18 protein-coding genes and 1 pseudogene are annotated in these 20,832 nt (G+C 69.6%); 17 read left to right on the forward strand and 2 right to left on the reverse strand.

Features of this window, described 5'->3' with window-relative positions:
- Positions 1-213 precede the first annotated feature (213 nt).
- The 8 genes from ABZV58_RS08635 (at position 214) to ABZV58_RS08670 (ending at position 8,924) form a co-directional block, all read left to right on the forward strand.
- Entirely contained in the window at positions 214-981 is a 768-nt protein-coding gene (locus ABZV58_RS08635) for a hypothetical protein (RefSeq protein WP_354999526.1), read from the forward strand.
- Positions 981-1,901 carry a tRNA (adenosine(37)-N6)-dimethylallyltransferase MiaA gene (gene miaA, locus ABZV58_RS08640; RefSeq protein WP_354999527.1) on the forward strand — a complete coding sequence of 307 codons (921 nt, stop codon included), beginning with the start codon at positions 981-983 and terminating at the stop codon, positions 1,899-1,901. The genes ABZV58_RS08635 and miaA overlap by 1 nt, the downstream gene beginning before the upstream one ends.
- On the forward strand, positions 1,898-2,734 hold the full coding sequence (locus ABZV58_RS08645) for a TrmH family RNA methyltransferase (protein ID WP_354999528.1): 837 nt from the start codon (positions 1,898-1,900) through the stop codon (positions 2,732-2,734). The genes miaA and ABZV58_RS08645 overlap by 4 nt, the downstream gene beginning before the upstream one ends.
- A 31-nt stretch (positions 2,735-2,765) precedes the next feature.
- The gene (gene dapF, locus ABZV58_RS08650) at positions 2,766-3,647 is read left to right on the forward strand and encodes a diaminopimelate epimerase (RefSeq protein WP_354999857.1); all 882 of its coding nucleotides are present in this window, start codon (positions 2,766-2,768) and stop codon (positions 3,645-3,647) included.
- A 172-nt stretch (positions 3,648-3,819) separates the two neighbouring features.
- Entirely contained in the window at positions 3,820-5,265 is a 1,446-nt protein-coding gene (gene hflX, locus ABZV58_RS08655; protein WP_354999858.1) for a GTPase HflX, read from the forward strand.
- 331 nt (positions 5,266-5,596) lie between these two features.
- On the forward strand, positions 5,597-6,457 hold the full coding sequence (locus ABZV58_RS08660; RefSeq protein WP_354999529.1) for a lysophospholipid acyltransferase family protein: 861 nt from the start codon (positions 5,597-5,599) through the stop codon (positions 6,455-6,457).
- A gap of 67 nt (positions 6,458-6,524) precedes the next feature.
- The gene (locus tag ABZV58_RS08665; RefSeq protein ID WP_354999530.1) at positions 6,525-7,574 is read left to right on the forward strand and encodes an alpha/beta hydrolase family protein; all 1,050 of its coding nucleotides are present in this window, start codon (positions 6,525-6,527) and stop codon (positions 7,572-7,574) included.
- Positions 7,575-7,778: 204 nt separating this feature from the next.
- A complete protein-coding gene (locus tag ABZV58_RS08670) occupies positions 7,779-8,924 on the forward strand; it encodes an acyl-CoA dehydrogenase family protein (RefSeq protein WP_354999531.1) in 1,146 nt (381 codons plus the stop codon).
- A 135-nt stretch (positions 8,925-9,059) separates the two neighbouring features.
- Here ABZV58_RS08670 and ABZV58_RS08675 read toward each other — a convergent pair whose 3' ends face one another.
- Both ABZV58_RS08675 and ABZV58_RS08680 read right to left on the reverse strand, forming a co-directional pair.
- On the reverse strand, positions 9,060-9,704 hold the full coding sequence (locus tag ABZV58_RS08675; protein WP_354999532.1) for a histone deacetylase: 645 nt from the start codon (positions 9,702-9,704) through the stop codon (positions 9,060-9,062).
- Positions 9,705-9,932: 228 nt separating this feature from the next.
- Positions 9,933-11,135, reverse strand: a complete 1,203-nt coding sequence (locus tag ABZV58_RS08680; protein ID WP_354999533.1) for a putative sulfate exporter family transporter — start codon at positions 11,133-11,135, stop codon at positions 9,933-9,935.
- A 121-nt stretch (positions 11,136-11,256) separates the two neighbouring features.
- Here ABZV58_RS08680 and ABZV58_RS08685 point away from each other — a divergent pair, with 121 nt between their 5' ends.
- The 9 genes and pseudogenes from ABZV58_RS08685 to ABZV58_RS08725 all read left to right on the forward strand — a co-directional run bounded on the left by ABZV58_RS08685 (position 11,257) and on the right by ABZV58_RS08725 (position 20,830).
- Entirely contained in the window at positions 11,257-12,174 is a 918-nt protein-coding gene (locus ABZV58_RS08685) for a LysR substrate-binding domain-containing protein (protein WP_354999534.1), read from the forward strand.
- 134 nt (positions 12,175-12,308) lie between these two features.
- Complete coding sequence (locus ABZV58_RS08690; protein ID WP_354999535.1) at positions 12,309-13,094, forward strand: GntR family transcriptional regulator; 786 nt, start codon at positions 12,309-12,311, stop codon at positions 13,092-13,094.
- An 11-nt stretch (positions 13,095-13,105) separates the two neighbouring features.
- Positions 13,106-15,771 (forward strand): annotated as a pseudogene (locus ABZV58_RS08695) (fumarate reductase/succinate dehydrogenase flavoprotein subunit).
- A complete protein-coding gene (locus ABZV58_RS08700) occupies positions 15,771-15,998 on the forward strand; it encodes a ferredoxin family protein (protein ID WP_067782630.1) in 228 nt (75 codons plus the stop codon). The pseudogene ABZV58_RS08695 and the gene ABZV58_RS08700 overlap by 1 nt, the downstream one beginning before the upstream one ends.
- A 21-nt stretch (positions 15,999-16,019) precedes the next feature.
- Positions 16,020-17,441, forward strand: a complete 1,422-nt coding sequence (locus ABZV58_RS08705; RefSeq protein ID WP_354999536.1) for an ABC transporter substrate-binding protein — start codon at positions 16,020-16,022, stop codon at positions 17,439-17,441.
- 32 nt (positions 17,442-17,473) lie between these two features.
- Positions 17,474-18,349 carry an ABC transporter permease gene (locus ABZV58_RS08710; protein ID WP_354999537.1) on the forward strand — a complete coding sequence of 292 codons (876 nt, stop codon included), beginning with the start codon at positions 17,474-17,476 and terminating at the stop codon, positions 18,347-18,349.
- Positions 18,346-19,131, forward strand: a complete 786-nt coding sequence (locus ABZV58_RS08715) for an ABC transporter ATP-binding protein (RefSeq protein WP_354999538.1) — start codon at positions 18,346-18,348, stop codon at positions 19,129-19,131. The genes ABZV58_RS08710 and ABZV58_RS08715 overlap by 4 nt, the downstream gene beginning before the upstream one ends.
- Positions 19,128-19,463, forward strand: coding sequence for a ferredoxin (gene fdxA, locus ABZV58_RS08720; RefSeq protein WP_354999539.1), 336 nt, complete (start codon positions 19,128-19,130; stop codon positions 19,461-19,463). The genes ABZV58_RS08715 and fdxA overlap by 4 nt, the downstream gene beginning before the upstream one ends.
- A complete protein-coding gene (locus ABZV58_RS08725) occupies positions 19,460-20,830 on the forward strand; it encodes an FAD-dependent oxidoreductase (RefSeq protein ID WP_354999540.1) in 1,371 nt (456 codons plus the stop codon). Before fdxA ends, ABZV58_RS08725 begins: the two co-directional genes overlap by 4 nt.
- Positions 20,831-20,832: the final 2 nt, after the last annotated feature.

The following is a 20,832-nucleotide window of genomic DNA, read 5'->3' on the forward strand; positions in this document are numbered from 1 at the left end:
CCATTGAACCCGGTCCGAGCCCTCGAGACCATCTGATCTACGCTCTTCCCGGGCTGGGACCCGGGACCGGCAACCCGTGGTGACCTGGGTTGTCGCATGTCGACACTATCAATCTCGTGGCGAATTGACGCTACAGACACTCGAAGCCGACCGGCGTGCGTCTCGGTACCGCCGTGCGCCGGCCCCGCTGCCCGAACAGATACGGTTTACCGCGTGTTCAGTATTGCGGCCCTGGTCCCGTCGCCGCCGATCCTGGTGCCCGAACTAGGCGGCGCCGCGGCGATGGGCAGCGGGGCGGATCCGGACGACCCACCCGCGGTACTGCGCACCGCCGCGCTCGACGCGGCCCGGGCGCTCGCGGCGGTGACGCGGCGGTGGACGGTGCTCGGCGTCGGATCCGCCGACGATGTGTTCGGACCCGAATCCGCCGGAACCTTCGAAGGTTTCGGCGTGGATCTCCGTGTCGCGCTGGCCGATTCGGCCACCGCGCCCGGGTTTGCCGCCGATCCGCGGCTGCCGCTGCCCGTCTTGATCGCCGGATGGTTGCGGGGACGGGTCGCGCCGGACGCCCGCGCCACCGCGCGCCTGACCGCGGCCGACACTTCGGCGGCGCGGTGCCTGGAACTGGGCGCCGAGCTACGTGCCGAGCTCGACGCGGACGACGAGCCGCGCGGCGTCCTGGTCGTCGCCGACGGCGCCGCCACCTTGACCGTCAAGTCGCCCGGATATCTCGATGAGCGCGCGGTCCCGCTGCAAGCCGAGCTCGACCGGGCGTTGAGCGCGGGGGACCGGGCGGCGCTGCGCGCGCTCGATCCGGCGCTGTGCGCGGAGCTGGCCGTGTCGGGGCGCGCCGCCTATCAAGTTCTGGGCGGTCTGTTCGCCGTGGATCCGTCCGATCCTTCCGTCGAAACCCATTACCGGGCCGCGCCTTTCGGAGTTGGCTATCACGTGAGCGTCTGGCGACCGGAACGGGAGGTGTGATGAGAGTGCCGATCGCGGTGGTCGGCCCCACCGCCACCGGCAAGTCCGATCTGGGCTTGGATCTCGCGGCCCGCCTCGACGGCGAGATCGTGAACATCGACGCCATGCAGCTCTACCGCGGCATGGACATCGGCACCGCCAAGCTGCCCGTCGCCGAACGCCGCGGCATCCCGCACCACCAGCTCGACGTGCTCGAGGTGACCGAGACCGCGAGCGTGGCCACCTATCAGCGCGCGGCCTCCGCCGACGTCGAGGACATCCTGGCTCGCGGCCGCACGCCGGTCATCGTCGGCGGCTCGATGATGTACGTGCAGGCGCTGCTGGACGAATGGGAGTTCCCGGCCACCGATCCGGTGGTGCGCGCCCGCTGGGAGCAGGTGCTCGCGGAGCAGGGCGTCGCCGCCGTGCACGCGGCGCTGCGCGCGGCGGATCCGGTCGCCGCCGACACCATCCTGCCCACCGACGGCCGTCGCATGGTGCGGGCGCTGGAAGTCGTGGAGCTCACCGGGCAGCCGTTCGCGGCCTCGGCGCCCACCATCGGCGCGCCGCGCTGGGACACCGTCATCCTCGGCGTCGACCGCGACACCGCCGAGCTGGACGCGCGCATCGAGCGGCGCACCGCGCTCATGTTCGAGACCGGACTCGTCGACGAGGTGCGCGGCCTGCTCGAGCACGGCCTGCGCGAGGGCGTCACCGCGCGCCGCGCCATCGGCTACGCGCAAGTCCTCGCCTACCTGGACGACGAATACGACCTGAACCACGCCAGGGAACGCACCCTGATCGGCACTCGCCGCTACGTGCGCAGACAGCGTTCCTGGTTCCGCCGCGATCCCAGGGTGCGCTGGGTGGACGGCGCCGATCCCGACCTGCTCGGCGCGGCGATGCGGCAGATCGACAACACAGAACGGAACTCGCTGTGACCCGACGTGTCAGCACCCGAAACGCCTCGGTGCAGGTGTGGCAGGCCTACTTGAACAATCGCACCAAGCGCCACCGCGACAGCCGGTTCCTGGTGCAGGGCGTGCGACCGATCACCCAGGCGATCGCCAATGGGTGGCCGCTGGAGACCCTGCTCTACCGGCTCGGCGCGCCCGACCTGTCCGGCTGGGCCAGGGAGGTGCTCGACACCACCGACGTGCCGCAGGTCGGGCTGGTGCCGGAGCTGATGGCGGAACTCGGTGAGAAGGCGAGCAACATACCGGAATTGGTCGCCGTCGCGATCTCGCGCCAGCCCGAGCTGGACACCTTCGAACCCGGCGAACCCGGCGAGGACGCGCCGGTGATCGTGGTGTTCGACCGCCCGAACTCGCCGGGCAACCTCGGCACCCTGATCCGGTCCGCGGACGCCTTCGGCGCCTGCGCGGTGATCGTCACCGGTCACGGCGCCGATCAGTACGACCCGCAGTCCGTGCGCGCCTCCACCGGCTCGCTGTTCGCGGTCCCGGTCTATCGCGCCGCCGGACCCGCGCAGGTGCTCGCGCTGCGCGACCGCCAGGTCGCCCGCGGCATCCCGACCAGGATCGTCGGCACCGACGAGCACGGTTCGCACGCGGTGTTCGACCAGGACTTCACCGAGTCGACCATCCTGGTCATCGGCAACGAGACCAGCGGGATGAGCGCCGCCTGGCAGGATGCGTGCGACGACCTGGTCTCCATCCCCATGGGCGGCACCGCCAGCTCGCTCGGCGCGCCCTCGGCGGCCGCGGTCGCACTGTACGAAATTTCCCGGCAGCGCCGGACGTTTGCCAGATGACGACGACGAGGAGAACGCACACGTGACGGACATCGAGTTCACGAAGGGGCACGGCACCCAGAACGACTTCGTGGTGCTGCCCGACGAGGATGTCCGGCTCGAACTGACCGAGGACCGCGTCGCCGCGCTCTGCGACCGGCAGCGCGGCCTCGGAGCCGACGGCGTGCTGCGGGTCGCGCGCGCCGGTGCGCTGCGGGACGCGGGCGTGCTCGCGGACCTCCCCGAGGGCGTCGGCGCGGACGACTGGTTCATGGACTACCGCAACGCCGACGGCTCGATCGCGGAGATGTGCGGCAACGGCGTGCGCGTCTTCGCCCACTACCTGACCGCGACCGGGCGGGAATCGCGCGCGGAGTACGTGGTGGGCAGCAGGGCGGGCGCCCGGCCGGTCGTCGTGCACGCGGGCGGACCCGTCGAGGGCGAGGTCACCGTCACGATGGGCCGAGCGAAGGAGCTCGGGGAATCAACGGCGACCATCGCTGGTTGGGCTTATCAGGGGATCGGCATCGATGTCGGCAACCCGCATCTGGCCTGCGTGGACTCCGGTCTGACCGCCGAGGCGCTCGGCAAACTCGATCTGAGCGTCCCGCCCGGCTACGACCCGGATCTCTTCCCGCACGGGGTGAACGTCGAGATCCTGACCTCGCTGGACGCGGACCGTTCGGTCGACATGCGCGTCTACGAACGCGGCGTCGGCGAAACCCGTTCCTGCGGAACGGGAACCGTCGCGGCGGCCGCGGCGGCGCTGGCCGCCGATGGCTTCCGCATCGCCGAGGACACCGGCCAGGTGACGGTGCGGGTGCCCGGCGGCGCGGTCACCGTGGGCCTCGAGGGCGGCGCGGCATGGCTGCGCGGACCTTCGGTGCTGCTCGCCACCGGCACGCTGGCCGAACAGTGGTGGAACGGGCGCTGAGCGCGCCCCGAAATAACGGAATGCGCCGGGTCGTCGCACCTGGCAGCATGGATGGTGTATGAGGAATTCAGAGACGTACGACATCAATCCGGCCGACGACGACTTCGACTTCGTCGACTCGGCCGACGACACCGCGCGCTCCGGTGACGTGGTGGCCGAGCGTGCCGCCCGAATGAAGCGCAACGGCTGGACGATGGAGCCGACGGTCGGTGAGCTGCAGCTGGACGAACGCAGCTCGCTACGCCGCGTCGCCGGTCTGTCCACCGAACTCACCGACATCACCGAGGTCGAGTACCGGCAGCTGCGCCTGGAACGGGTCGTGCTGGTCGGCGTGTGGACCTCGGGCTCGGCGGCCCAGGCCGAGGCGAGCATGGCCGAACTCGCCGCGCTCGCCGAGACCGCGGGCTCGGAGGTGCTCGAGGCGCTCATCCAGCGCCGCGACCGGCCGGACCCGGCCACCTACATCGGTTCCGGCAAGGCCGACGAGCTGCGCTCGGTGGTGCTGGAGACCGGCGCCGACACCGTCATCTGCGACGGTGAGCTGACCCCGGCCCAGCTGACCGCGCTGGAGAAGGTGGTCAAGGTCAAGGTGATCGATCGGACCGCCCTGATCCTGGACATCTTCGCCCAGCACGCCACCTCCAGCGAGGGCAAGGCGCAGGTCGCGCTGGCCCAGATGGAGTACATGCTGCCCAGGCTGCGCGGCTGGGGTGAGTCGATGTCCCGGCAGGCCGGTGGTCGCGCGGGCAGCAACGGCGGCGTCGGTCTGCGCGGTCCCGGTGAGACCAAGATCGAGACCGACCGCCGCCGCATCCGCGAGCGGATGGCCAAGTTGCGGCGCGAGATCCGGGAGATGAAGACCGCGCGCGAGACCAAGCGGGCACGGCGGACGTCCTCGGGCATTCCGCAGGTCGCCATCGTCGGCTATACGAACGCGGGCAAGTCCAGCCTGATGAACGCGCTCACCGGCGCGGGCCTCCTGGTCCAGGACGCGCTGTTCGCCACCCTGGATCCGACCACTCGGCGCGCCGATCTGGACGACGGCCGCGAGGTCGTGTTCACCGACACCGTCGGTTTCGTGCGGCATCTGCCGACCCAGCTGGTCGAGGCGTTCCGCTCGACGCTGGAGGAGGTCACCGGCGCCGATCTGCTGCTGCACGTGGTGGACGGCTCCGACTCGATGCCCGCGGAGCAGATCAAGGCCGTGCGCGAGGTGATCACCGACGTGATCAAGGAGCAGGGCGCGGCCGCACCGCCGGAACTGTTGGTGCTCAACAAGATCGACGCCGTCGATCCGATGGAGCTGACCAGGCTGCGCGCGCTGCTGCCGGACGCCGAGTTCGTCTCGGCGCAGACCGGCGAGGGCATCGAGAGCCTGCTCGACCGGCTGGCCGAGGTGCTCGGCGGACTGGACGTCGAGGTCGGCGTGCTGCTGCCGTACACCCGGGGCGACTTGCTCGCGCGCATCCACGCCGACGGCCGGATCCTGTCCTCCACTCACGAGGAGGCGGGCACCCGGGTCCGGGCGCGGGTACCGCACGCGCTGGCCGCGGCGCTGTCGGAATACGCGCACGCGGGCGGCGACGGCGCGGGCCCCGACGAAGGGCCGTCCGCGTAGACCGCGGAATCGGACGGAAATAGAACCGACCGTCACGTTCGCTATCGTGCCGATAACGGACGTGACGGTTTGTCGTTCCGCCGGGCGTTGATCCGTTTCGGTGCCGTATCCCGTTCGCCCACAGTATTTTTCGATGCTCGGTTGGCGGCCCTGTCGCCACTCCGTCGTGGCAAAGGTTGTGGCGGGTCACACTTGACGACCACCCATGTTGCAACTTGTTACAACGTCATCCGGTAGCATCGGCCCGGATGCCGTATTCGACTGCGGCGCAGGGGACCTTAATTCCGTACGACGATGTGCCGGGATCCGACATGCGATGGGGTAGCCACCAATGCCTGAATCCTCGCCTACCGCGGCGGTGCTGACCGACGGGGCGCCGCTGGAGGTGCGTCTCGACGAGACCGACATCCGATTGATCGAAGCCTTGCTCGCGCCGGTGCGCGCGTGGACGAGTCCGCGCTTCTACGGCCTGGACAACATTCCCGCCGACGGCCCGGTGCTGCTGGTCGGCAACCACAACCTGATGGGCGGCATCGACGCCCCGCTGCTGATGCCCGAGGTGCTGCGTCGCCGCGGCAGGCTGATCCGCGGCCTCGCCGAGAACGTGCTGATCGCGGTGCCCGGCCTGCGCCACTTCCTGCACTACTACGGCGCGGTCCGCGGCAACCGGAACAACTGCATGGCGCTGCTCGCCAAGGGTGAGGCGGTCATCGTCTTTCCCGGCGGCGGCCGCGAGGCGGTGCGCCGCAAGAACGAGAAGTACGTGCTCAAATGGGAAGGGCGCACCGGATTCGCCCGGATGGCGATCGAGGCGGGCGCGCCCATCGTTCCGGTCGCCATGATCGGCGTGGATGACGCCTTCGACATCGTCTTCGACGGCGATCACCCGGTGATGCGTCCGCTGCGCTGGACGGTCGAGGCGCTCGGCCTCAAGCGCGACCTCACCCCGCCGCTGCTGCGTGGCGTCGGCCCGACCCTGATCCCGCGCCCCGAACGGTTCTACTTCTCCGCGGGCACCCCGATCGACCCGGCGCCGTGGTGCGACGCCGACGACCTCGACGTCGCGGCTTCCGACCTGCGCGACGTGGTACGCAAGGCGCTGGAAGAGGAGTTGAAGTTCCTGTTCGGCGAGCGCGACCGTGATTCCGGTCGCACCCTGATCGGTCGGGTGCGCGGCTTGCTGCCGTTCTGAACCTTTCTGAGAAGATCTCGAGAATTCACTTGGCAATCTCTCAGCTACGGGTACGTAGCGTGGGGAGATGCGCAGGAAACGAAGCAGATCGGCCGCCGCGGCCGCCGCCATCGCCCTTCTCTGCGGCGCGGCCACGGCGGGCGGCGGGACGGCGATCGCGGCAGCCGACGATTCGCTCGCCGCGCAAGGCTTCAGGACGCAAGCCGACGGCTCCCGCATCGTCGACACCACCGTGCTGGACGAGCGCAACCTGCGGCTTCAGGTGTATTCGGCGGCCATGGACCGGACCATCGACATCGACGTGCAGCGTCCGGCCGACGCCTCGTCGCCTCGTCCGACGCTGTACCTGCTCGCGGGCGCGGGCGGTGGCGAGGACACGGCGACCTGGCAACAGCGCACCACCGTGCTGCAGTTCCTGGCCGGAAAGGATGTCAACGTCGTGCAGCCGGTCGGCGGGGCGTTCACTTACTACACCGACTGGCGCTCGGCTGATCCCGCGCTCGGGGTCAACAAGTGGCAAACGTTCCTGACCGAGGAACTGCCGCCGTTGATCGACCGCGCTCTCGGCACGAACGGCACCAACGCCATCGCGGGATTGTCCATGTCGGGCACGTCGGTGCTGCAACTGCCGATCGCCGCGCCCGGGCTGTACCGCGCGGCCGCGGCTTACAGCGGCTGCGCCCAGATCAGCGACCCGGTCGGCTACAACTTCGTCAGGACGGTGGTCTCCGCGGGCGGCGGCGACACCGCGAACATGTACGGCCCGCAGGGTGATCCGCTGTGGGCGGCCAATGATCCCTACCTGAACGCCGAGGGTTTGCGCGGGCTCGAGCTGTTCCTGTCGACGGGCAGTGGCATCCCGGGACAATGGGACACCCTCGATGGCCCGTACACCCTGCCCGGCGTCGGCGGGCTGGCCAATCAGCTCACTGTCGGCGGCGCGCTCGAGGCTGCCTCGAACTACTGCACGCACAACATGCAGGCCCGCCTGAACCAGCTCGGCATCCCCGCGACCTTCGATTTTCAGCCGGTCGGCACACACTCGTGGGGCTACTGGGAAGACGCTCTCGTCGCGTCCTGGCCGATCCTGGCCAAGGGCCTCGACTTACCGGCCTGAACCGACTTTCATAGCGGAACGCTATGTATTAATCTTGCCTCAGGTTTGTCGCGAATCGTCACGTCTGCGCCCGTTTCGAAGCTGCCAGACCAGGTGAACCCGCGAATTTCGGACGTGAAGTGAACTGCCATTCCGGTTCCGGGTACCGTATGCGGTAACGACGGGCTGGTGTGGACCGCCCGGTGTGGTCACTAGGAGGTTGGTGTGGAGCGCACACTGTTCGAGCCCGAACACGATTTGTTCCGGGAGTCGTTCCGCAAGTTTCTCGATCAGCACGTCGCACCGAACCACGCGAAGTGGGAAGAGCAGGGCATCGTCGACCGCGAGGTCTGGCTCGAGGCGGGCAAGCAGGGCTTCCTCGGCATGGCCGTCCCGGAGGAGTACGGCGGCGGCGGGGTCAAGGACTTCCGCTACAACGCGATCGTCACCGAGGAAACCGTGCAAGGCCAGTACTCCGGCCTCGGTTTCACGCTGCACAACGATGTGATCGCGCCCTACCTGCTGGATCTGGCCAACGAGGAGCAGAAGCAGCGCTGGCTGCCCGGCTTCTGTTCCGGCGAGATCATCACCGCCATCGCGATGACCGAACCCGGTACCGGCTCGGACCTTCAGGGCATCAAGACCCGCGCGGTCCGCGACGGTGACGACTGGATCCTCAACGGCGCCAAGACCTTCATCACCAACGGCGTCAACGCCGACATCGTCATCGTGGTCGCCCAGACCGATCCCGAGAAGGGCGCGATGGGCTTCAGCCTGCTGGTGGTCGAGCGCGGCATGGCGGGCTTCGAGCGCGGCCGCAACCTGGACAAGATCGGCCTCAAGGCCCAGGACACCGCCGAGCTGAGCTTCACCGACGTGCGGGTGCCCGGCAAGAACCTGCTCGGCACCGAGGGCATGGGCTTCATCCACCTGATGCACAACCTGCCGCAGGAGCGCCTGTCCATCGCCGTCATGGCCGCCGCCGCGATGGAGGCCTGCCTGGAGATGACCTGTCAGTACGTGCGCGACCGCAAGGCGTTCGGCAAGCCGATCGGCGCCCTGCAGAACACCCGCTTCGTGCTCGCCGAGCTGGCCACCAAGACCACCGCCGTGCGCATCATGGTCGACCGCTTCATCGAGGACCTGAACGCGGGCAAGCTCTCCGTCGAAGACGCCGCCATGGCCAAGTGGTGGAGCACCGAGGAACAGCTCGACCTCATCAACCGCTGCCTCCAACTGCACGGCGGCTACGGCTACATGAAGGAATACCCGATCGCCAAGGCCTACATGGACGCGCGCATCCAGACCATCTACGGCGGCACCACCGAGATCATGAAGGAGATCATCGGCCGCTCGCTGAACCTGTCCTGATCTCTCGCCTGTACGTCTCCGTCCGCACGGAAACCCGTGCGGCCGGATGCTTTTCCGTGGCGGGCGAACGACCACGCGGACCCCTTCGGCGCTCGCAGAACGCACAGCTCCGCGAGGCTTGTGAACCTGCGGGCGTCATTCGGCGGGGACCGGCGGGGGATCGGTGGTGCGGAGGAGGTTGGCGACGGAAGTAGGGGTCCAGTGCAGGTCGGCGCCGGGGCGGGTGGCCAGGTAGGCGGCGGTGCGGGGGAGCGGCCAGCCGTGTGATTCGGTGATGCCCGCGGCCAAATGGCGCAGGTAGGCGGGGGAGGGCGGGTTGCCGGGGAGGTCGGTGTGGCGCCAAGGGGCGGTGCAGGTGAGGATCGGGTGGCCGTCGAGAGTTCCTGCGCGGACCAGGGTTTCGTAGCGGCCGGGGCCGAGCGCGGTGCGGCCGTTGGCGAGCACGTCGGTCAGGTCGAGGTCGTCGCCCGGCGGGCGGTACATCTCCTGGGCGACGATGTCGGAGAACTGCGCGGCCGTCAGCAGGTAGGCGCGGGCGGCGGTCTCGCCCGCGGCGTCCGGCGCGTAGAAGCCGCGGCCGCCGGTCCAGGTGAGCGATTCGGTGGCGAAGTAGAGCAGGCCGGGCAGCATGAGCGGCCGGGATCGCTGCGGCGCGGAATGGTCGCGGCACCCGGGAAGTTCGATCGCGCCGCCTTCGGGTCGGCCGCCCTCCAGATAGCAGTGCAGACGGCGGTGATGCATGTTGGAGCCGTAGGCGGCGTACCACACGAGGCACGTCACCCTGACATTGTCCCTCGTGTCGGCGGATGTCTGCTCGATGGCCGCGATCGGGTGGCCGCATAGCCATCCGATCGGTCTCAGGGCAGGACACCGCGCGTAACGGGCCGATCGTCCCGCCGCGACCAGCGGGACCGGCCGTTATGTGTGCTGCGTAGCAAGAGCTGAGTCTCGATCGCCGTCCGGGGCGCGGCGATCACCTGCACACTCGCTCGGGCCCGGTCGACGTCCTCACAACCACCCGGTGACTTGCTGGATGGCCAAGCAGGACAACGCAAGTACCAGGCTGAGCGCTCCCCCGAAGACCAGCGGCCGAACACCCGCCGCTCGCACCCGTTGCCACGACAGCGACGTCCCGATGGCGGCAAGCATCGCCGCGATCAACCACGCGCTCACCGCGCCGAGCGGCCCGGACCACGATTCCGGCACCAACCCGAACCCGGCGATCACCGAGGCTGCCACGAAGAGCACCACGAACAGCGGGATCACCCGCCATGCCGCTGGCCGGTGGTCGGCGTCGGCTTGCCGCGTTCTCCAGTGGCCACTGCCGGGTCCGCTGTCGGCTTGCCATGCGCCGTGCAGCCCGTCGTCGGATGGGTTGTTGTCGGATTGCCCGGCGCTGTATCGCCCGCTGTCGGGTTGGCTGTCGTCGCGATGGCCAGCGCTGAGTCGCAGGCTGTCGTCGCGCTGCCAAGCGCCGTGTCGCCCACCGCCGGACGTCCCAACCCGCCGCTGCCCGAGATGCAACCCCACGCACATCGGCACGATCAGCAGACTGCGCACCAATTTCACGATCACCGCGAACTGCGCCGCAGCGGGGCCGAAGATCGCGCCCGCCGCCAGCACCGAAGAGGTGTCGTTGATCGCCGTGCCCGCCCACAACCCGAATGCTTCCTCGGACATGCCGAGCAACCGGCCGAGCGGCGGAAATGCCAGCACCGCAAGGACATTGAAGACGAAGATGGTGCCGAGCGCGTAGGCGACCCGCTCCCGGTCCGGCTTGATGACGGCGGTCGCCGCCGCGATCGCCGACGCTCCGCAGATCGTCGACCCCACCGCGACGAGCGTCGCCGATTCCCGGTCGAGGGCCAGCAGCCTGCCGACCACGACCGCGGCGGTCGCGCCCGCGATCACCGTGCCGACCAACACCACCGCCGTCTGCCGCCCCACGCTCAGCACCGCGCCGAAAGGCAGCCCCAATCCGAGCAGCACGATGGCTAGCCCGAGCACACGCTGCCTGGTCACCGCCAGTCCTGGGCCGAACACGCCGTCCTCGTCGACCGCCCTTCTGCGCGCGAGTCCGACCAGCGCGCCCGCGCCTAGTGCGAACACCGGCGCCCCGACGACGGGCGCCGCCCGGTCGATCAGTGTCGCGGCGGTGGCGAGCCCGGCAACCAGCGCGAGCCCGGGGAGAAGACGAGGTAGACGGCGCACGCTTGTCACCCTCGCGCCACCCAGGCCACCCCGGTAGAGAGCGCATCCCGAGGACCTCATAAGATTCGCTTATGTCCTTGGGTCACGCACCGGGTCGCCGCCGGGCCCATAATCGGTGCTCATGACGCTGCCACCGGGAACGCCCGATCTGGATGTTCTCGATCTGCTCGTCTCTGTCGCGGAACTAGGCAGTCTCGGCGCGGCGGCCCGCCGCCACGGCATCAGCCAGCCCGCCGCGAGCATGCGAATCAGCGCACTGGAACGCAGGCTGCACCTGCGGCTGCTGGACCGCGGGCCGACCGGCTCGGCGCTGACCGACGCGGGTCGCGCGGTGGTCGACCACGCGCGCCCCGTGCTCGAGTCGGCTCGCTCCTTCGGCACGGCGGTCGCCGCCCTGCGCGCGGACAACGTTCCGCGATTGCGCATCGCCGCCTCCAAAACCATTGCCGACCATCGGATTCCGCAGTGGTTGCAGGTGCTGCGCGGCGCCCACCCGGAAGTGGCGGTCGCCTTGGAGGTGGCCAACAGCAGTCAAGTGCTGGAACTGGTTCGCCGCGAGGCCGCCGACCTCGGCTTCGTCGAGGGGCCGCATCCGCCCGCCGATCTCGGTAGCCGGGTGCTCGGTACGGACGAACTCGTCGTCGTGGTTTCTCCCGCTCACCCGTGGGCACGCCGCCGCGGCGGGGTATCGCCGCGGGAGTTGGCCGCCACTCCATTGCTGTGGCGAGAGCCGGGATCCGGAACTCGCGACGCGGTCCGGGAGGTTCTGGCGGGATTCGGCGAGCCTGCCCGACCGGCCGCGGAACTGGGCTCGGCGGCCACGATCATCGCCGCTGCACGCACCGCGGTGGCGCCGGCGGTGGTCAGCAGGCTGATCGCCGCGCCCGAACTCGAGCGCGGGACGCTCGTCGAGGTATCACTGACCGAATCCACCGCGCTGACTCGGCGGTTCCGTGTGGTGTGGCGGCCGCGCTTCCCGCTCTCGGGTCCGGCGCGTCTGCTGGCCGAGATCGCCGAGCGAACCGAATCGGACGGCTGAGTCAACTGGTGATACTCGCGGGAGCCCACGCGTTTTCGCAGGTGAGAGCTCCGCGCTCGGTAACGGAACTGGCGTAACCACCTGGTAATCACCGGAAACGTCGCGCGTAACGATCCGTTCCCAGCATTTGCCGCATGACAGGCAGAACGTATCCCGGCACCGGACGCCGCTCGGCGCCCGCCCGGCGGGTCAGGGACATTCTGCGGGCACGGATCCGCAGCGGTGTTTACGGCAATCTGCCGTTGCCCTCGGAGAGCCAACTCGCGGCCGACTTCGACACAAGCCGCAATATCGTGCGCGACGCGCTCACCCTGCTGCGCGACGAGGGGCTCGTCGACCGGGTGCCCGGCGCGGGCACTTTCGTGGTGGCGGACAAGGCAGTGCAAGGTCTCGACCGACTGCGCGGCCTGGCCGAGACCTTCGAGACGGGCAGCGCCCGCGTGGTCAACACGGTCTTGCTGGCCGAACTCGTGCCCGCCACACCGATCGTCGCCGAGCGGCTCGAGCTGGAGCCGGGCACACCGGTGGTGGCGCTGGAACGCGTCCGCCATCTCGACGGCGCGCCGCTGTCGCTGGACGCCAGCTATCTCACCGCCGACGTCGGCGCGCCGCTGTTGCAGTGCGATCTCACCGGCTGCGACGTCTTCGGCCTGCTGGAGGCGGAACTCGGGCTGCCGCTCGGCTCGGCCGCGGTCTCCATCGAGGCCGTCGCCGCCGATCCGACGGTAGCCGGGCTGCTCGCGGTGCGGCCCGGCTCGCCGCTGCTGTTCCTGGAACGACTCACTTACACCGATTCCGGCCGGCCCGTCGACCTCGAGTACGTGCGCTATCGCGGCGACCGGTTCTCGCTGTCCGGCCGGCTGCACCGCATCCCGGTCACACCGAATCGCGGTGCGGCCGAACCGAAGGAAAGGGGCTGATTCGGATGTCGATGGACATTCCACCCGTCGCTGAGCGCCGGGAGCTGAGCTGCGATGTACTGGTCGTCGGCGGCGGAACCGCGGGTACCATGGCCGCGCTCACCGCCGCCAGGCACGGCGCCGACGTACTGCTGCTGGAGAAGGCGCACGTGCGCCATTCGGGGGCGCTGGCGATGGGCATGGACGGGGTCAACAACGCGGTGGTGCCCGGCAAGGCGACTCCGGAGGACTACGTCGCCGACATCACCGTGGCCAACGACGGAATCGTCAACCAGCGCACCGTCTATCAGACCGCGACCCGCGGTTTCGAGATGGTGCAGCGGCTGGAGAGCTACGGCGTCAAGTTCGAGAAGGACGAGCACGGCGAGTACGCGGTGCGCAAGGTGCACCGCTCGGGCAGCTATGTGCTGCCGATGCCGGAGGGACGCGACGTGAAGAAAGTGCTGTATCGCACCCTGCGTGCCCGCGACGTCCGCGCCAAGGTGACCATCAGCAACCGAGTGATGCCCGTGCGGGTACTCACGGTGGACGGCCGAGCCGTCGGCGCTGTCGGATTCGATACGCGCACCGGCGAATTCGTCACCATCTCGGCCGGCGCGGTGATCCTGGCGACCGGCGCGTGCGGTCGTCTCGGGCTGCCCGCCAGCGGCTACCTGTACGGCACCTACGAGAACCCGACCAACGCGGGCGACGGCTACGCGATGGCCTACCACGCGGGCGCGGAGCTCTCCGGTATCGAGTGCTTCCAGATCAACCCGCTCATCAAGGATTACAACGGACCCGCCTGCGCCTACGTCGCCAACCCGTTCGGCGGCTACCAGGTCAATGCCGAGGGCAACCGGTTCGTCGACTGCGACTACTGGTCCGGGCAGATGATGGCCGAGGTCAAGCGAGAACTCGACAGCGCGCGCGGCCCGATCTATCTCAAACTGAGCCACCTGCCCGACGCCACGATCCAGGAGATCGAGGGTATCCTGCACACCACCGAGCGCCCGACTCGCGGCACCTTCCACGCGGGCCGCGGCACCGATTACCGCACCAGCGACATCGAGATGCACATCTCCGAAGTCGGTCTGTGCAGCGGACATTCCGCGTCGGGCGTGTGGGTCGACGAGCACGCGGCGACCACCGTGCCGGGGCTCTACGCGGCGGGGGACATGGCCCTGGTGCCGCACAACTACATGATCGGCGCCTTCGTCTACGGCGACATCGCGGGGGAGAGCGCGACCGAATACGCGCGGGGCGCGGCGCGGCCCGTGCTGCCGGAGGATCAGATCGAGGCGGCGCACGCGCTGATCTACCGTCCGCTGAGCAATCCGGACGGCCCGCCGCAGTCGCAGGTCGAATACAAACTGCGCCGCTTCGTCAACGACTACCTGCAACCCCCGAAGACCCAGCGCTACCTCTCGCTCGGTCTGGCCGCGTTCGAGCGGATGCACGCCGACATCGCCCAGATGAGCGGGCACACCCCGCACGAGCTGATGCGCTGCGCCGAGGTGACATTCATCCGCGACTGCGCGGAGATGGCGGCACGGGCCTCCTTGCGGCGCACCGAAAGCCGCTGGGGCCTCTACCATCAGCGCTCCGACTGGCCCGCGCGTGACGACGCGGAGTGGTTCTGCCACCTCAACCTCTACCGTGGTGAGTCCGGCGACATGCGGTTCCTGACCCGTCCGGTTGCGCCCTACATCGTTCCGGTGCCCGGCTTCACGCGGCCCGACGGCGTTCCCGACGTCGCGGCGCCGGAGCTGGTCGGCGCGTGGAGCGCCCGATGAGCGCCCGGCTGCTCGAGCTGATGGACCTCGCCGAGGAATGCCCGCAGCTGTCCGAGCTGCGGCCGTTCCTGACCGACCCCGACCCGGAGGTGCGCCGCACCGCGCTCTCGGTGCTCAGCGAGACCACCGAGGAGTGGGCGCAATCCTCACCTCTGGTCGCGGCGGGCCTGTCCGATACGGACGTGTCCGTGCGCCACGCCGCCATCGGCCTGCTCACCGAGCTTCTCGAAGTGCTGGTCGCCGGAACGGAATTCGATGCCGCGCTGCGTGCCGCCGCGACGGCGCAGGAGCCCGCGGTGCGCGCCGCCGCGATCGAGGCGCTGTGGCGGCACCGCCGCACCGACGCGACGGAACTGGCCGGCTGGTTCGCCGATGCCAACGCCGCGGTGCGCCGCACCGTGGTGGCGGGCCTCACCTCGGTGGACGCGCTCGTCGAACTCGACGCCGCCGCCGCCGACCCGGCACCGAACGTACGCATCGCGGTCGCGAAAGGCATTGCCGCGGTGGGTGACCCGCGCGGCACGGCGACCCTGCTCCGGCTGGCGGGCGATCCGGAACCGCTGGTGCGGGCAGCGGGATTGACCGCGCTCGCGCAGACCGGCTGCGGGGACGACGCCGCGGCCGTCGCGTCGGCCGCCCTGGACGACCCCGCCTGGCAGGTACGCCAGGGCGCGGCGATCGCCTTGGCCGTCGCCGACCCCGAACTCGCCGCCCCGCGGCTGATCTCGGCCGTCACCGACGGCAACCTCGACGTCCGCAAGGCCGCCGTGCGCGGTCTGGCCGAGCGAATCGCCGAACGACCGGAGGTCACCGCCGCCCTCCGCACCGCACTGGAAGACCCGGACGCCGATGTCCGCGCCTTCGCACGCATCGGCATTGCCAACTCCGGAAAGGAACTCTGATGGCCCAGGTCACCACTCGCATCGACGTCCCGGTCACCGTCGACGAAGCCAAGTGCATCGACGGCTGCACGCTTTGCGTCGACATGTGCCCGCTCGACTCGCTGGCGATCCACCCCGACACCGGCAAGGCGTACATGCACGTCGACGAGTGCTGGTACTGCGGACCGTGCGCCGCGCGCTGCCCGGTCGGGGCGGTCACCGTGAACATCCCGTACCTGCTGCGCTGAATCCGGGCGGAGGAACACACGATGAGGAAACCACCCACCCGGCTCGCGGCCTTGCTGCTCGGCGCCGCCACCGCGACCACACTGCTCACGGGCTGCGGCTCCGGCAGCGACGACAACACGATCACCGTCGACATCGGCTACCAGTCCAAGACCATCAACACCGTCACAGCGGGCACGCTGCTGCGCGACCGCGCCGCCTTCGAGGCCAAGCTGGACGAACTCGGCAAGGCCAAAGGCGTGCGCTACCGCGTGGAATGGAAGGACTTCGCCTCCGGCCCGCCACTTACCGCGGCGATGCTGGCCGGCCAGGTCGACATCGGCTCGATGGGCGACGCTCCGATCCTGGTGAACGGCTCCAAGACCCGCGACCATCCCGACGTCGCCTCGGAGCTGATCGCGGTCACCGGCTACAACCTGCGTGGCTCACTGAATCAGGTCGTGGTACCGGTGGATTCGCCCGCCTCGACGCTCGCCGACCTGCGCGGTGAGGTGGTCTCGACCAGCGTCGGTTCGGCCGCGCACGGCATGCTCGCCACCGGCTTGTCCGCCGCGGGCATGACCCTCGACGACGTGAAGCTGCTCGGCCAGGATCCGCCTGTCGGCGCCTCGGCGCTCCAGGGAGACCAGGTCGCCGCGCTGGCCCAGTTCGTGCCGTGGCCGCAGAAGCTGGTGTTCGACGGCAAGGCACGGCTGCTCTACGACGGCGGCAACGCGAACATCCCGACGTTCCACGCCGTGGTGTCCACCAAGCGGTTCGGCGCCGATCACCCCGACGTCGTCGCGGCGTTCTTGGCCGCGCAGCGCGAAACGACCGACTATCTCAACCGCAATCCGCTGGCCGCGGCGCAACGTGTCGCCGAGATCACCGGCTTACCGGCCGAGGTCGTCTACCTGTACAACGGCCCGCACGGTCTGGTCAGCTTCGACCCAACCATCAAGCAGCCGCTCGTCGACGGGCTCGGCACGCTCTTGCCGTTCCTGAAAAGCCTTGGCGCGCTGGCCGATCTGGACTTGGACGAATTCGTCGAGGACAAGTATCTGCGTGCGCTCTACGGCACCGAGTACGACGCCGAGCGCGCCGGCACCGCGCCGCCGAGCCCGTTGACCGGCGTCGACCCGGTCTGCGGCGGGCAGCTGGACGATCCGGCCACCGCCTCGGAGGTGTGGTTCGCCGGACAGGAGGGCACCTCCGTCGCAAGGACGCCGAGTTGTCTGCTGCGCCAGATCGCCGAGCGCGGCGGCGAGGTCCGGGCCGCCTATGTGCCCGACGCCGCCACCGGGATCCGGATCTTCGCCGCCACCGCCACCTGGGTGAGCGATCCGGCCGCCGCGCCCGAGCAGCGGCTCCGGCCGTTCGCCGTCGAGGCCGACGCCAAGGCGTACGCAGGGGCCCATCCGGGCAGCACGGTCCTGGACTACCGCGCCGCACTCCAAGCGCGCTGACCCGCATCATCTTCGAGATCGAGGAGCCGACCATGACGGTATCCGCGGAACCGATTTCCGCCGTCCCCGCCGCGTCCACCGACGCCGCGACAACGACCCACCCGAGCAGTGGGCGATCCCTCCGAAACCCTATTCCGCCCAAGCTGCGTGCCGCGCTGCTCACCGCGATTCCGCTGGCGGCGCTGGTGCTGCTCTGGTATCTGCTGACCATCAACCAGGTGGTGTTCTGGCTGCGCTTCGACAAGATCCCGACGCCAGGTGCGGTGTTCGAGTCGCTCCGTGCGCAACTGGGCACCGGCTCGTACTACAGCAACATCCTCGCCAGCACCCGGCGCATCCTGGTCGGCTTCGGCCTCGCCACCGTCGCCGGTGTGCTGATCGGCATGGCCATCGGCCGGTCGGCACTGGTCAGCGCGCTGGTGCGCCCCGTCGTCGAGGTGTTCCGCCCGATTCCCGCGATCGCGCTGGTGCCGCTCGCCATCCTGCTGTTTCCCACCGGCGAACAGGGCATCGTGTTCATCACGTTCTTCGCCGCGTTCTTCCCGGTGGCGGTCAGCACTATCCACGCCATGCACGCCTTGCCCAAAGTGTGGGAGGAAGCGGCCCGCACGCTCGGTGCGCGCCGCGGGGCCATCCTGTTCCAGATCGCACTGCCGGGTGCGCTACCGGGCATCTTCTCCGGACTCTCGGTCGCCATGGGTGTCGCGTGGATCTGCGTCATCAGTGCCGAGATGATCTCCGGCCAGTTCGGGATCGGGTACTTCACCTGGCAGTCCTACGGTTTGCTCGACTATCCGAGCGTGGTGGTCGGCATGCTCTCCATCGGCGTGCTCGGCTGGGCCACCGCGTTCCTCGTCGAACTGGTCGGCCGCCGGGTCAACCGCTGGCTGCCTAGGGCCGTCCGATGAGCGCCGGAGCGGCCGTCCGGCTGACCGGTCTGCGCATCGCCTATGGCGAAAGCCTCGCCGCGGAAGTCGATCTCACGGTCGATCCGGGAGAGATCGTGGTGCTGCTCGGGCCCTCGGGATGCGGGAAGTCCACCATCCTGCGGGCCATGGCGGGACTGCTCCCGCCGATCGGCGGCACCGTGTCGGTGGACGGCGCCACCGTCGGCGCGGCGGCCGATCAGTGCGCCATGGTGTTCCAGGAGGACGCGCTGCTGCCCTGGCGCACGGCCCGCAAGAACGTCGAGTTCGCGTTGAAGTTGCGGGGCGTGCCGCGCGGGCGGCGCCGCGCCGAAGCGCTCGACCTGCTGGATCAGGTCGGTCTCGCGGGCTTCGGCGATCACCTGCCCGGCGCGTTGTCCGGCGGCATGCGTCAGCGGGTGCAGCTGGCCCGCACCCTGGCCGCGCATCCCCGGGTGTTGCTGATGGACGAGCCGTTCGGCGCACTGGACGCCCAGACGCGCGCGGACATGCAGCGGCTGCTGATCTCGGTGTGGCAGCGGCACGAGACCACCGTCCTGTTCGTCACCCACGACGTGGACGAGGCGCTGCTGCTCGCCGACCGCATCGTCTTGTTGACGCCGCGACCGGCCCGTATCCAGCTTGTCGTCGAGATCGAGCACCCGCGGGCGCCCGGCGCCCGCTTCGAACCCGAATTCGCCCGCAGGCGTTACGAAATCCTGGCCGCGCTCGGCGAGTCCGCCGAGACGGCCGACGCGGCGATCGATGTGCGGAGCGCGTCATGACCTTCGTGATCGGCGCCGCCTGTGTCGACGTCATGGACCGGGCGTGCGTGGAGGAATGCCCCGTGGACTGCATCTACACCGGAGGGCGGATGGCCTACATCCATCCCACCGAATGCGTGGACTGCGGTGCGTGCGAGCCGGTCTGCCCGGTCGAGGCGATCTACTTGGACGACGACATCCCGGAAGCGCAACGGGCTTTTGTGGCCGAGAACGCCCGGTTCTTCGGCGAGCCACTGCCCGGCCGCGACGCCGCGCTCGGCTCGCCCGGCAGCGCCGCGAAGGTGGGCGAACTAGGGGTGGACACGCCGTACGTCGCGGAGTACCAGCGGTGAGCGCGGCTCGCCCGCTCCGCATCGCGATCGTGGGCGCAGGACCGGCCGGGATCTACGCCGCCGACGCGTTGATGAAGTCCGATGCCGATGTGAGCATCGACCTCTACGAGCGTATGCCCGCGCCGTTCGGGTTGATCCGCTACGGCGTCGCGCCGGACCATCCGCGGATCAAGGGCATCATCACCGCCCTGCACAAGGTGCTCGACAAGGAGCAGGTGCGACTGCTGGGCAACATCGACTACGGCACCGACATCACCCTGGAGGACCTGCGTCGCTTCTACGACGCGGTGATCTTCTCCACCGGCGCCAACGCCGACCGCGCGTTGCCGATCCCCGGCATCGACCTGGATGGCTCCTACGGCGCCGCGGACTTCGTGTCCTGGTACGACGGGCACCCGGACGTGTCGCGTTCGTGGCCGCTGGAGGCGGAGAAGGTCGCGGTGCTCGGTGTGGGCAACGTGGCGCTGGACGTGGCGCGTGTGCTGGCCAAGACCGGTGACGAGCTGCTGCCGACCGAGATCCCGCCGAACGTCTACGAGGGCCTGAAGCAGAACAAGGCCGTCGAGGTGCACGTGTTCGGGCGTCGCGGTCCGGCGCAGGCGAAGTTCACCCCGCTGGAGCTGCGCGAGCTGGATCATTCGCCGACCATCGAGGTCATCGTCGATCCGGAGGACATCGACTACGACGAGGGTTCGGAGGCCGCGCGGCGGCACTCCAAGCAGGTCGACATGGTCGCCAACACCCTCGAGCAGTGGGCCATCCGCGACCAGGGCAACCGCCCGCACAAGTTGTTCCTGCACTTCTTCGAGTCCCCGGCCGAGGTGCTCGGCGACGAGAACGGCAAGGTCGTCGGTCTGCGCACCGAGCGCACCCAGCTCGACGGCACCGGCAACGTCAAGGGCACCGGGGTGTTCAAGGACTGGGACGTGCAGGCGATCTACCGCGCCGTGGGCTACCTGTCGCAGAACATCAACCAGCTGCCGTTCGACGACCAGGCGGGCACCGTGCCCAACGAGGCGGGTCGCGTCATCGCCGACGAGAACGCCGACGGCCCGGCGCGCTACATGCCCGCCACCTACGTGACCGGCTGGATCAAGCGCGGCCCGGTCGGCCTGATCGGCCACACCAAGGGCGACGCCAACGAGACCATCGCTTGCCTGCTCGACGACGCCCCCGGCTTCGCCCCGGCCGAGAACCCGGACCCGCAGGCCGTGACCGAGTTCCTCGAGGGCAAGGGCATCCCGTTCACCACCTGGGCGGGCTGGTACCGCCTCGACGCGCACGAGCGCGCGCTCGGCGAGCCCGAGGGCCGCGAGCGCGTCAAGGTGGTGGAGCGCGAGGACATGCTCCGCGCGAGTCTCGGCTGACG

Source organism: Nocardia sp. NPDC004654 (assembly GCF_040609595.1).
GTDB lineage: Bacteria > Actinomycetota > Actinomycetes > Mycobacteriales > Mycobacteriaceae > Nocardia.

Coding starts and splice junctions, on each gene's coding strand:
- miaA (WP_354999527.1), top strand. CDS start 981: ATGAGAGTGCCGATCGCGGTGGTCGGCCCCACCGCCACCGGCAAGTCC.
- hflX (WP_354999858.1), top strand. CDS start 3,820: ATGAAGCGCAACGGCTGGACGATGGAGCCGACGGTCGGTGAGCTGCAG.
- ABZV58_RS08660 (WP_354999529.1), top strand. CDS start 5,597: ATGCCTGAATCCTCGCCTACCGCGGCGGTGCTGACCGACGGGGCGCCG.
- ABZV58_RS08665 (WP_354999530.1), top strand. CDS start 6,525: ATGCGCAGGAAACGAAGCAGATCGGCCGCCGCGGCCGCCGCCATCGCC.
- ABZV58_RS08685 (WP_354999534.1), top strand. CDS start 11,257: ATGACGCTGCCACCGGGAACGCCCGATCTGGATGTTCTCGATCTGCTC.
- ABZV58_RS08690 (WP_354999535.1), top strand. CDS start 12,309: ATGACAGGCAGAACGTATCCCGGCACCGGACGCCGCTCGGCGCCCGCC.
- ABZV58_RS08700 (WP_067782630.1), top strand. CDS start 15,771: ATGGCCCAGGTCACCACTCGCATCGACGTCCCGGTCACCGTCGACGAA.
- ABZV58_RS08705 (WP_354999536.1), top strand. CDS start 16,020: ATGAGGAAACCACCCACCCGGCTCGCGGCCTTGCTGCTCGGCGCCGCC.
- ABZV58_RS08710 (WP_354999537.1), top strand. CDS start 17,474: ATGACGGTATCCGCGGAACCGATTTCCGCCGTCCCCGCCGCGTCCACC.
- ABZV58_RS08715 (WP_354999538.1), top strand. CDS start 18,346: ATGAGCGCCGGAGCGGCCGTCCGGCTGACCGGTCTGCGCATCGCCTAT.
- fdxA (WP_354999539.1), top strand. CDS start 19,128: ATGACCTTCGTGATCGGCGCCGCCTGTGTCGACGTCATGGACCGGGCG.